Source organism: Rhodopirellula sp. SH410, from assembly GCF_055811895.1.
Window position 1 is genome coordinate 3,552,293 of record NZ_CM147949.1, and the last position, 12,714, is coordinate 3,565,006.

The following is a 12,714-nucleotide window of genomic DNA, read 5'->3' on the forward strand; positions in this document are numbered from 1 at the left end:
GGGCCGCGCAGTTCGGTGCGTGGCCCGCGGGGGGCATGATCACAATAACCTTGTGGTCCGGCTATCAGTCGCTCGGATGGCCCGAGGCGCTGATCTTGCGTTTCTGCGCCTGGATCTGTTCCATCACCTGGGCCAGGTTATAGGAAGGCGGAGCCTGCATCGGTGGGAACTCAACGAAGGATTCCAAATGCCGCAGTGCGATGCCTTGGCCGATCGGCAGGAGGTTCCAATCGTAGGCGTATGCTGTGCTCGGCGAAGCCAGTGCGCCCTGCATGGACGCTGCCGACTTCTGCCAAGCGCCGACCGCCTGCTCAAACGGATCTCGCTTGATGTTGTCGATCAGAGTCCAGGAATAGGTTTCGAGGCCCATCAGCCAACCGTCAGGCCCCGGCTTTGCCATCGAGTAGTAGAACTTCCAGTTCTTGTAGCGTACTGCGGAGAGCGTGGCACCCGAGTAGTAAATAAACGTCTCGCGCGCGGACTTGTCTGTCTTGTTCGTCAGGTAGTCGATCTGGTTGATACCCGCGAGCTTGGTCTTGACGAAGTTCGGGTACTTTCCGGCTTGAATCTGCTTGTCGAGACCATCGCCCTTGGGGCCACCTGCAATCTCGGTGAAAGTCGGCATCCAGTCATAGGAGGCGAACATTTCCTTGTAGAGCGTGCCGGGCTTGATGTGGCCGGGCCAGCGGACGACGCAGGGAACGCGATAGCCGCCTTCCCAGGCTTGGCCTTTCTGGCCCTTGAATGGAGTGACGCCTCCGTCGGGGAAAGTGATCGCCTCGGCACCGTTGTCAGTGGTGAAAACGACAATGGTATTGTCCAGTTCGCCCATGTCTTCGAGCTTTTTAAGGACGTAACCGATGTTGTCGTCCATCTGCTTCATGCCAGCCTCATTGGCACCCCAGTCCTTGCCGCCGACTTCGCCAATCATGGCTTCATACTTCGGTGAGAGGACGGTGGTGACGTGCATGCGTGCCGGGTTGTACCAGCAGAAGAATGGTTTGTCTGTCTTCTCGGGATCATTACGGTCGAGCCAGTCGATGACCTTGGAGGAAATCTCTTCGTCGATCGTCTTCGAGCGTTCGAGCGTGAGCGGTCCGTCACCGGTGACCTTCTGGTTCTTGAGCGTGCCGTCCGACGAGGTGCTCGAGATCAGTGGTCGTGGCGGGATCAGCGCGATGTGGGTCTTCGCATCGACCGAACCCGGGGGCGGCGTGAGGCCTTCGATCGGGGTGTTGAGCCCCGGAGGCGTTATGCCCTGCTCGGTGGGCGATTTATTGATGTCGGGGAAACTCACCTGCTGCATCGCATCGAGGTGATAGAGATAACCCCAGTATTCTTGGAAGCCTTGGGCCGTCGGCAGCGATTGGGCGTGGTCGCCGAGGTGATTCTTGCCGAACTGCGCAGTCGTGTAGCCCTGGTTGAGCAGGATCTTGGCGATCGTGGGCGTGCCGTCACGCAGCCATGCCGGACTGCCCGGCAGCTGGGGAACGGTGAGACCGACGCGGATTGGCTCCATGCCCGTGAAGAACGCGCAGCGTCCTGACGTGCAGCTCTGCATGGCATAGTAGTCCATGAAGCGGCCACCTTCGGCGGCGAGGCGGTCGATGTTCGGAGTCTCTCCGACCATCAGTCCCTGGTGATAGGCACCGACATTCATGATGCCGATATCATCGCCCATGATGAACAGGATATTCGGCTTCTTGTCTTGGGAAAACGCTGGTGCGATCAATCCCAATAAAAGGGTCGCGGCCAGGCCAACATGGGCCCAACCAGGCAAATGACGTCGCGTGTTCTTCATGTCAACACTTTCCCTAAGCAAATTGAAACCTGCACGCTCCAAGCGATTCAGAGACGTGATCAGGTCAGCAGTTTACTAACGGACTTCCGCAAAGCTATTGCGTGACCCCCCTTGTTCTTGCAGTGGTCTGTATTTGCCCCGTAAGATGCCGGTATCGTCGATAAAGTCATGCCAAGCACCTGTGTAGAAGTTTTCGTAGGGAATTAGCCGATGGGTGCTAGCCTGGACCGCTAAATCTTTTGGGTTGACGCTATTACCCTGCCTGGCATTTTGATTCCCAGCGAAGCAAAAACGTTCCCGTCTCCCCCTCTGCCCCGCTTCGGGGGTGAGGGGGCTGACGACACGGGAGATCCTCAATGGCGAAACGAGGACGACGCACGCGTAGCGTTTCCGAACGTATTATCTTTGCTCCTCAGCAGCGTCAACAAGCCAACGAGTTTTCACAAGATCTGTGGGAGTTCGTTCGCGGTCGCCGAATTCTTGGTGCGAAATTTCGGCGTGAGCATCCGCTTGGCCCGTACACAGTTGACTTTGTGTGCTTGGCTTGGAAACGGGATATTGAAATCGATGGCAAAAATCATTTCACTGAGCCTGGTCGGCAGCATGGTAAGAACGCGATGCGTACGTTCGCAAACAGGGGGGCGCCGTCTTGAGGTGCAATGGATTTCGGGTAACCCAGGACCGTGACGGTGTGCGAAGAGAAATTGAGCAAGCGATTCGGAATCGACGCGACCAGCTAAGGTGAGCCCCCTCACCCTCGATCCCTGTAGCCCGCGAAAAAAGGGGGGGCTGGGCAATTGGGTCTGGTCTTCAGGAGGCGGAGATGCAGAAGAAAACTTGCGCAATACAAAAGCATTGCAACCCCAAGGATTTAGCGGTCCAGGCTAGCGCCCATCGGCTAAACTCGAGGTTTTATCGCATCACTGATGCGCATCTGCTTATGTCGAGCGACCGTCCTGCCGTTGGAACCGGAGTCACCAATGTTCTCGATCGCCCGATGGACGTCACCGTGCTCGACAGGGCGCGGAACACTCAGCTTGGCGAATGCGAATCGCTCTCGCTGGCACGTTTCAAAACCAGTGGCAATCGCGTTGACGATGCTGGCGTTCGAACAGCGAACGGCTGGGCCACCCCAGTCCGGCGGCGCCAACACGCCTCCCGTTTCGATCCCCCAAAAGTGACCACATGGTGTTACAATTCAGACGTATGGAAATCGAGGCTGCCCCAGTCGAAGTCAGCTGACTTAGGAACGAGCGGAGAATAAGTGTCCGAACGCTCTGCGGTCGGAATGATCGACCGCGGAGCGTTCGGCCATCATCTCAGACCGTCATTTTCCGCTCGTTCCTTACCAACTCCCCCACTCTCCCACGGATGGACACCTGAACGATCCCACTCCCATCGAAAACGCCAGCGACCTTCCGGGGGACGAGAGCGTCGAGCCTGCGGCGACGTTTGAATTCAAGGGGCACGCGCATGCAGCGGCGAAGGTCAAGACGTTTCCCAACGAACCCGGCGTCTATCTCATGAAGGACGCCGCGGGGGTGGTGATCTACATCGGCAAGGCAAAGAATCTGCGCAGCCGAGCGGGCAGCTATTTCCTCAAGGCCGCCGAAGCTGATTCTCGCACGGCCGGCTGGATCGCCGACATCGCGGACATTGACTTCGTCCAGTGCGAGAGTGAAGTCGACGCGTTGCTGATGGAATCCCGATTGATCAAAGACATCCAACCGCGGAACAACAAGGATCTCAAGGACGACAAGTCGTTCCCGTACTTGATGATCACGACGCGTGAGGAGTTTCCGCGTGTCGAGGTCACCCGCGAGCCCAAGACCTCGGGGGTGAAACTATACGGCCCCTTCACCAGCGCGGGGGCATTGCGGGGCGCGATCCAAGTGATGCAGCGGATTTTTAAATTCCGCACCTGCACGCTCGACATCAGCGAATCGGATGAAAAGTGGAAGTGGTTTCGCCCTTGTCTCTTGGCCAGCATCAACCAGTGTACGGCACCCTGTAATTTTCGAATCAGCAAAGAGGACTATCGCCGCGACATCAAGCGATTGCAAACTTTTCTCGAGGGCGGCAAGACAAAACTTCTCAAGGACATGAAAGCCGAAATGGCAACCGCCAGTGCAGGACTCGAATTTGAACGAGCGGCTGTGCTGCGTGACGAAATCAAAATGCTCGAACGGTTATCTGAGCGGGGTGAGCTCGACACCCACGCCCAGCCCGAAGTGTTCTACATCGACCCTAAAAAGGGGCTCGCGGGATTGAAAAAAGTCTTGCACCTGAGCGAGACTCCCCGTGTGATTGAAGGCGTCGACATCGCCCACCTGGGCGGCAACGAAACGGTCGCTTCGCTGGTCCAATTCATTGACGGGTTGCCGTTCAAGCCGGGCTACCGCCGGTACAAAATCCAAGATGTGAAAGGAGTTGACGATTTTCGCAGCATTTACGAAGTCGTGTCGCGGAGATTCCGCCGCCTGAGCGATTCAGGAGACAAATTCCCCGATATTTTGTTGATCGACGGCGGGAAAGGGCAGCTCAGTGCGGCCATGGCTGCCTTCCGCGATCAAGAAATCACTCCACCGACGGTGATTTCGTTGGCAAAACGTGATGAAGAAATTTTTCGTCCCGGAAATCCCGAACCGCTCCGATTGAGCAAAAATGCCTTCGCGTTGCGGCTTTTGCAGTACGTTCGCGACGAATCGCACCGTTTTGCCCAACATTACCACCACATACTGCGAAATCGCTCGACGTTTGATCGCTGAGCCCCACTCGATCTTCGAACCTTTGACCGCGACAGACTGTCTCTCAATCAGCTAAAATAAAAGCTTCCATGTCGCTACCGTCGCCAGACGGTGGATTTTCATGTAGCTACCGTCGCCAGACGGTGGACGGAGCCGTAACCTCACTCACGCTCTGACCGCCGTAGCGACGAACACACACTAGCCTCTTCCGCAATCATCCTCTCCAACTGGAGTCCCCATCCACCTCGTGTCTCATCCACACAATTCTTCGGACCTAATCTCGCTCGTCGATAACGGTCCCGAACGCAGCATTTTGGCGCGTCTAATTCTTCCTGGCGTGGTCGTCGATGACGATCCGCTGGAGGAGCTTCACGGTTTGGCAACGACGGCTGGCACCGAAGTCGTTGACGAGTTGACCCAGCGGCGTGGCACGCCCGACCACTCGACCTATCTCGGGAAAGGCAAGGTCGAAGAGCTCCGGCTGATGGTCGAGCGTCACGAAGCGAACGTGATTTTCTTCGACAACGATCTGACACCGGCGCAGGTCCGTAATTTAGAAAAGGCGACGCACGCCAAGGTGATTGACCGCACCGAGTTAATCCTCGATATCTTTGCCGCCGGGGCCCGGACCCATGAATCGCGACTCGCGGTCGAATTGGCTCAGCTCGAATACTCGTTACCGCGGCTCAAACGGATGTGGACGCACCTGTCCCGCCAGTCGATGGGCGTCGGCATGCGGGGACCGGGTGAAAAGCAACTCGAAGTCGATCGCCGGTTGGCCCAAAAACGCATCCATGATTTGAAAGTGGAGCTTGAGAAAGTCGAGTTGCGGCGAGAACGCCAAGTCGCCAGTCGCAACGAGATCCCCACCATCTCGCTGGTCGGATACACCAATGCTGGCAAGAGCACGTTGATGAATGCGTTGACCGGCGCAGGTGTGCTCGCCGAAGACAAGTTGTTTGCGACATTGGAAACGCGAACTCGCCGTTGGCATTTGCCTAATTGGGGGCACGTCCTGCTCAGCGATACCGTCGGATTCATTCGCGATCTGCCACACTCACTGGTCGCGAGCTTTAAGTCGACGTTGGAGGAGACGCGGCAAGCCGATTTGTTGATGCACGTGGCCGACGCCAGTAGCCCTCAGGTGTTTGAACAGATCACTGCGGTTTATCAGGTGCTCGAGGAACTCGGCATCGAGGAGAAAGACACCCTGCTCGTGCTCAATAAGATCGACTCGATCAATGGTCCGCGGACACTCAATCGCGTTCTTGATCGCTATCCACATGCCATTCCTGTCAGCGCAAAAACCCATAAAGGACTGACTCCGCTCTGCGAATCAGTCGGCTCGGCGCTCGCCAAGGAGTTTCTCGATGTGGAGATCGATGTCGCCCATCATGACGGCAAACTACTTGCGTATTTGTCGGCCAAGGGAAAAGTCGATTCACGTGAGTTTCATGACTCGCACGTCACTGTCCGCGTGCGGATGCCTGCCGGCGCGATGGGCGAAGTGCATCGATCCGCCATTCGCGTGGTCCCGACTCAGTTAACGATTCAAAGCGATGCAGAGCTAGCCGTCGAAGAGGACACTCCTCAAGACCCTCCGATGGATGCATCCTGCGATCCAGCCGACACACCTTCGAGTGAGGTTGCTTGAGGCGGATGTCAGTGTCATGGCCATCCATTGCAGCGTTCGTGTTTCGCAAAAACCGACGCTGGCGTTGGCGAGCGGACAATCGCTTAGCGATCGTCACCGGCGCCAGCAGTGGTATCGGCCGCGAACTGACGTTGCTATTGGCCGCTCAAAATTGTCGTGTGATCGCGGTTGCTCGCCGTGGCGACCGACTTGATGACCTCATTGCCAATGCGGCAAATGGAAAGGTGATCCCAATTGTCGGCGATGTTACCGACGCGGTGACACGAGAGACCGCCATGGACCAGGTCCGCCATCTCACCGGCGGTCGACTCGATCTATTGGTCAACAACGCCGGCATCGGCGGGATCGGTCCATTCGCCGCAGCGGATCCGCAGCGAATGCGTCAGATCATGGAAGTCAACTTTTTCGCGGCGACGGAGTGGACACGCTCTGCCATCCCGCTGATGAAAAGTTCGACCGCGGGCGACTCCCATCCTCCCTGCACACCGGTGATCTGCAATATCGGTAGTGTATTGGGGCATTGTGCCGTACCCGACAAGAGTGAGTACTGTGCGAGCAAGTTTGCGTTGCACGGGTGGAGCGATTCGCTCCGTGCCGAACTCGCCTCCCAAGGTATCGCGGTTGTGCTGGTGAGCCCGAGTACGACGCGGAGCGAGTTTTTCGATTCGCTCGTCGGTACCGCATCTGGTCAAGAGTCGAAAAGCATCGGCAGTTGGCCACCTGACCGAGTCGCCCGGGCTACCTTGGCCGCGATCAAGGCATGTCGTAGCGAAGTCATCCTGAGCTTAGGCGGCAAAGCTCTGGTCTATGGCGAACGGTTGTCACCGCGTCTGATGAACAAAGTACTCACTCAAAAGTAAGGCTCCCGGGACTGGACCTCGCCAGTTGCGAAATCGCAATGACAACGTACTCCACCCCAGCAATCACCGCCGCGGTGAAATCAAATCGCTGGCGGACGGGGGGGTTGAGCGTCGGCGGACACTGACCCCGCAGAGAGCATTCGGCGGCGGTTAGAAATTACACCACAGACATTCCGTTTTCTTCTCCTTGACCTTGCCCCGAGAGGCTTTGTTATCGATCAGGAACTCGTGTCGATTCCAGCTGTTTTTGCGTTCCCACTTCGTGTACAGTTCGCTCGGATAACCGCTGAGCATGAATTTGCCTTGGACCGTCGATAACATCTCGAGCAATTCGATGTGTTCGGCTTCGGTCATCTCAAATGCGTATTCGCCGGTTGTCGCACGGGTTTCGTGAACATAGGGAGGGTCGCAGTAGAACAGCGTCTTGGCGCCATCTTGTTTGCCGATGACGTCAACGGCGTTTTGATTGAGGACGACGACGCCGCGCAATCGCTGATGCACCTCCGGCAAACCTTGGACCACGTTGAGCCACGCGGAGGCTTGTTCGTTGATCCGACTACGTGTGCGATTTCTCGACAGCGTCGCAAAGTCTCTCATTAACCCCTGACGGGACTGTCTCGCCAGAATGAAAAACTGGATCGCACGCTCGACCGGTGATGCTTCGACAGCGGAGTCTTGGGACCGAGAAAGCTCCAGCGCCTGATCAAACGCAGCTTCGCTGAACGGCGTCATCTCAATTTGCTGCCGGAATAATTCGAATGATTCTGGGTCCTGCAGTACGCGCCAGAAATTGATGAGTTCACCGTGCAGGTCGTTGACGACTTCACTGCTCCCCTTCTCCGCAGCGGTTAGTTTCTCATCCCCCACAGCCATCCAGTCGCGATTCGGATCACGAGCCAAGAGGATTCCGCCACCGCCGAAAAAGGGCTCCACGTAGTGCAGGTGCGGCGGCATCAAACCGACGATCCAGTTACGTAGATAGTACTTGCCACCGTGCCATTTGAGGGGCTGAGTTAGTTTTGCCATGAGTCAATCTCGCGTGCGAAGGCATCCGGAGTCAGAGGTGTGAACCGCCTGAAAAGATACCTGCCCGCTGGTTCTGCACCAGACGACTAGAGACGACGTGTCAACGAGTTCTGCCGAACTCCTGGGGAGGGGTTGGCATAATCGCGCCGTTGTACGTCTCAGGGTGTCAGGTGCACAATGGTCGGCCAGAAAACACTCGCTCCGTTGGGACGTCTTTGATTCGACCATGAAATACGCAAACGACACGAGATAGACCCACGCTGACTTTTCGCATTTTCGTGGTTCCAACCTCGTGTCCTCGGCGGGGCCTGCGTTCGCCTCCGCTCGGCGTGACGATGCTTGCCACATCATTGAATTCCTTTGAGTTCATGTGCGTAGAACTCAGCAGGACATTTCGAGACTTAGGAACGAGCGGAAAGTACTGGCCGAACGCTCCACGGTCGGAATGGTCGACCGCGGAGCGTTCGGCCACCATTTCGACAGTGATTTTCCGCTCGTTTCTGAGCGTCGCGTCAACCAAAAGTGACGAGGTTTTTGTCGCTACCGACGCCAGTTCTTCTTCACGCGATGCTTGGGCTCGCGGGCTCGCTTGATCAGCTGATGATGCCATGAGCGACTTGACCATGCACGTCCGTCAAACGAAATTGGCGACCCTGATACCGGAACGTCAGGCGTTCGTGGTCGATACCGCACAGATGCATCATGGTTGCTTGCATGTCGTGAACGTGGACCGGATTTTCGGTGATGTTCCAGCCGAATTCATCAGTCGCGCCGTAGACCGTGCCCGGCTTGATTCCGCCACCGGCCAACCACCAACTGAACGCTTTGCCGAAATGATCGCGTCCGTTGGGCTTGCTCGGATTGCCTTGACCGAACGGTGTTCGTCCAAACTCGCCGCCCCAGACGACCAGCGTATCGTCGAGTAAACCGCGTTCTTTCAAATCGAGAACGAGTGCGGCCGATGGACGCTGCGTGTCAACGCATTGCTGTTCCAACTGCGTGAACAAATTGCTGTGCTGGTCCCAACCCGAGTGCATCAATTGGATGAACCGAACGTCACGCTCGAGCAACCGTCTGGCAATCAAACAGTTGTTTGCGAACGTTCCCTTGACCAATGCATCGGGGCCGTAGCGGTCCAGCGTCGATTGGCTTTCATCACGAAAGTCAACCAATTCCGGAACGCTGGTTTGCATCCGAAATGCCATTTCATACTGCGAAATTCGCGTGTCAATCTCGGGGTCACCGTAGTCTTGCAAATGATCGGCATTGAACGCGGCTAAGTCATCCAATAAAGCGCGTCGCGATGCCGCACTGACGCCTGGGGGATTGGCCAAGTAGGGGACTAAATCGCCCGTATTGCGAAATCGAACACCCTGGAATCGGCTGGGTAGAAAACCGCTGCCCCAGTAGTAGTCAAAGAACAATTGACCGCATGTTTTCCCTTTGTCGCTTGAGGTCATCACGACAAATGTGGGCAGATTATCCGTTTCACTACCGAGTCCGTACGCTAGCCAGGCACCCATGCTCGGCCGACCGGGGACCTGCGATCCCGTCATGAAAAACGTGACGCCCGGCGCATGGTTGACGGCTTCGGTATTCATGCTGCGAACCACACAGAGCTCGTCGGCGATCCCACCGATGTCTGGGATCATCTCGCTGAATCGCCGACCGCTCTGGCCATACGTCTTGAAGGGCTTGATCGCGGGAACGCACGGCCACTTCCCATATCCCGATGACATGGTCGACAACCGCGTCGAACCACGAATCGAATCAGGAATGTCCTTGCCTGCCATCGCTGACAACAAGGGCTTTTCATCAAACAAGTCCACATGCGATGGACCGCCCCCCTGCCACAACATCACGACGCGTTTCGCCTTGGGAGGATGATGCGGCAGACCGGCTAGCCCTGGCATCCGACGCTCGTCGACCGTCGATTCCTCTGCGGCGGAGAGATTCGACTGTTGCAGCAACGAGGCGAGTGCCATCGATCCAATCCCACCGACTGTTTTTCCAAACAGTTGTCGCCGCGTCAGGTGCTGCATCGTTTTGAATGAAAGTTCATGGATCATAGGTTTATTCCCGTGTCACGGCCTCATCCAGATTAAACAGCATCAGACACACCGACGTGACGGATGCGTGGACGACGGGGGAGAGTGATTCGTCTCGCCTGCTCGCGCCGACTGATAACAATTCGATGGCCGCCGCGGGATCGCCACCGAAGAGTGCCACTTGCTTATCATAGGCGATCGCGAGTTGCGACCGTTCCGCGTCCGAAGGGCTTCGGCACAAGATACGCATAAACGCATCCTCCAAACAGGCAGACGTCTCAGGAGTCATTGTCGCTCGGTCATCATCAGACTCCCGAGCGTGACTGGTCCCATTACCGTCAACCTTCATCACGTCTTCCGCCAAGACACGTGCAGCCTCGACCCATGTCGGATCGTTCAGCATCGTCAAAGCATGCAAGGGCGTGCTGGTTGTACCAGCCCGAACCCAACAGGTTTGGCGATTTGCCGCGTCGAACATGTTTGCCGGGGCTACCGTCCGCCGCCAAAACGTGTACAGACTTCGGCGGTAGAGATCCGGTCCGCTGGACGCCGGATAGGTGAAATCGCGTTCTTTGGTGATCGCCAACGATTCCCAAACCGCATCGGGTTGATAGGGATAGACGGGCCGCCCGCCAACACGGTCATCCAACAAACCCGCTACCGCTAGCGCCCAATCTCGCAGGATCAGCGATGGCATCCGAAACCGACTGGAACGTCCATACAGGCGATTTTCAGGATCCGATTTGCGGTGCCACTCCAGCATCCGGCTCGATTGGCGGTACGTCGCGCTGGTCACGATCAAACGGTGCATGTGTTTCCGACTCCAGCCACTTTCGCGAAATTCCACCGCCAACCAATCCAGCAAGTCCCGGTGAATCGGGTACTCACTCTGCACACCGAAATCTTCCGACGTGCGGACGATCCCCAAACCGAAGAATTGCTGCCACATGCGGTTGACCTGCACCCGTGCCGTTAACGGATGCTCCGGCGAGACCAGCCAATGGGCCAAACCCAGCCGATCTCGCGGCGCATCCGGTGGCAGATCCGGCAGAAACTCCGGTGTGTCGAAAGACACTTCCTCACGCGGTTGCAAGTACTCGCCTCGGTCCAAAATATGAGTCGTGCGCTGCTTGGAGTCGTCCATGATCATGACTCGCGGAATCTGATCACCACGATACCCATCGAGCTCACTCTTCTCCGATTGCCAAGACGCCACCGCAGGCAAAGAACCCGCCAATTTAGCGACGACGTCACGATCGAACTCCCGGCGCAGGTCGTCGTCCGGCTTGTCAGACGCCTGACTGATTTTCCAACCTAGAAACGCGGCGTCGATCAGCGGCTGCGCCGCACGATACGCTTCCTCGATCTGCAACTCGAGCTCAGCGATTCGTCGCTGGTTTTCTTCAGTGGGCACCTCGAGGAAAGGACGTCCGACTCGTATCCGAGCTGAAAACCTGTCCGGGCGACCGGTATCGGGTATCTGATTAAACGCATCGAGCAGGCGGTAGTAGTCACGCTGTGTGATCGGGTCATATTTGTGATCGTGGCACTGAGCGCAGGCGACGGTCAAGCCGAGCCATGTGGTCGCCGTTGTATCGACACGGTCGAACAGATTGTTGAAACGTTGCTCTTCGGCGATCGCACCGCCTTCCCCATTGAGAAGGTGATTTCGATTGAACGCGGTCGCAATCTTTTGCTCGTCGGTAGCATCCGGCAGCAGATCGCCAGCAAGTTGCCAAATCGTGAACTGGTCGAACGGCATATCCTCATTAATGGCTTTGACCACCCAGTCTCGCCATATCCACTGCCAGGTGTCCCCGTCTTGTTGGAATCCGTTGCTGTCGGCGTATCGAGCCGCGTCCAGCCACGGAAGTGCCATTCGCTCGCCGTAGTGCTCGCTGCTGAGTAACCGATCGACGAGTGCCTCGTACGCATTCGGGGCCTCGTCCTGGACGAACGCTTGGACCTGTTCGGGTGTCGCGGGCAAGCCGGTCAAATCAATGGATAGCCGTTTGATTAGCGTCTCTCGACTTGCTTGGGGCGACGGTGAGAAGCCGTGCTCGCGAAGCTTGGCCAGCACCATTCGGTCAATGGGACGATCCCACGTGCCTGCTTCCGCATCCTCACCAGTGCTCGGCAGCTCAGGTCGCGTCGGGGCAACGAACGCCCAGTGCGATTGAAACTGGCCGCCGTCGGCAATCCAACGACGCAACAAAGCCTTTTGTGAGTCGGTCAACGTTCGATTGGAATCCGGCGGCGGCATCACCGTGTCGGGATCGTCCGAGAATACGCGTTCGATAATCCCACTCTCGTCTGGCTTTCCGGGGACCACTGCACCGCTATCGAACGCCGCGTCGGCGCGGTCCAATCGCAAGTCCGCTTCGCGATGGTTGGGGTCTTGGCCGTGACAGAAAAGGCAGCTTTCCGATAGGATCGGTCGAATGTCGCGATTGAAATCGATCTCTCCCGCCACAGCCCCAACCGGCCAAACGAAGACGCCAAGAGTGAGTAAAAGAGCCGGTTTCATGGTGACAATGAACAATCTTGGTTCCACATTTTTCGAGACTCGGACAGCGAG

8 protein-coding genes are annotated in these 12,714 nt (G+C 57.0%); 4 read left to right on the plus strand and 4 right to left on the minus strand.

What is annotated here, in order from left to right:
* Positions 1–64: 64 nt before the first annotated feature.
* Positions 65–1,801: an arylsulfatase gene (locus tag SH410x_RS13050; RefSeq protein WP_473676916.1), complete on the minus strand. Its 1,737-nt coding sequence runs from the start codon at positions 1,799–1,801 to the stop codon at positions 65–67.
* A 356-nt stretch (positions 1,802–2,157) separates the two neighbouring features.
* On the opposite strand from SH410x_RS13050, the gene SH410x_RS13055 reads away from it, so the two are divergent.
* The 4 genes from SH410x_RS13055 to SH410x_RS13070 all read left to right on the plus strand — a co-directional run bounded on the left by SH410x_RS13055 (position 2,158) and on the right by SH410x_RS13070 (position 7,062).
* Positions 2,158–2,454 carry an endonuclease domain-containing protein gene (locus SH410x_RS13055; protein WP_473676917.1) on the plus strand — a complete coding sequence of 99 codons (297 nt, stop codon included), beginning with the start codon at positions 2,158–2,160 and terminating at the stop codon, positions 2,452–2,454.
* 744 nt (positions 2,455–3,198) lie between these two features.
* Positions 3,199–4,569, plus strand: a complete 1,371-nt coding sequence (locus tag SH410x_RS13060) for an excinuclease ABC subunit UvrC (protein ID WP_473677307.1) — start codon at positions 3,199–3,201, stop codon at positions 4,567–4,569.
* A 226-nt stretch (positions 4,570–4,795) separates the two neighbouring features.
* A complete protein-coding gene (gene hflX / locus SH410x_RS13065) occupies positions 4,796–6,202 on the plus strand; it encodes a GTPase HflX (RefSeq protein ID WP_473676918.1) in 1,407 nt (468 codons plus the stop codon).
* Between the two features lie 11 nt (positions 6,203–6,213).
* Complete coding sequence (locus SH410x_RS13070) at positions 6,214–7,062, plus strand: SDR family NAD(P)-dependent oxidoreductase (RefSeq protein WP_473676919.1); 849 nt, start codon at positions 6,214–6,216, stop codon at positions 7,060–7,062.
* A 150-nt stretch (positions 7,063–7,212) separates the two neighbouring features.
* Here the strand turns inward: SH410x_RS13070 and SH410x_RS13075 are convergent, their stop codons facing one another.
* The 3 genes from SH410x_RS13075 to SH410x_RS13085 form a co-directional block, all read right to left on the minus strand.
* Positions 7,213–8,088, minus strand: a complete 876-nt coding sequence (locus tag SH410x_RS13075) for a DNA adenine methylase (protein WP_473676920.1) — start codon at positions 8,086–8,088, stop codon at positions 7,213–7,215.
* A 593-nt stretch (positions 8,089–8,681) separates the two neighbouring features.
* The gene (locus SH410x_RS13080; protein WP_473676921.1) at positions 8,682–10,157 is read right to left on the minus strand and encodes a DUF1501 domain-containing protein; all 1,476 of its coding nucleotides are present in this window, start codon (positions 10,155–10,157) and stop codon (positions 8,682–8,684) included.
* Between the two features lie 4 nt (positions 10,158–10,161).
* On the minus strand, positions 10,162–12,663 hold the full coding sequence (locus tag SH410x_RS13085) for a PSD1 and planctomycete cytochrome C domain-containing protein (RefSeq protein WP_473676922.1): 2,502 nt from the start codon (positions 12,661–12,663) through the stop codon (positions 10,162–10,164).
* Between the last annotated feature and the right edge of the window lie 51 nt (positions 12,664–12,714).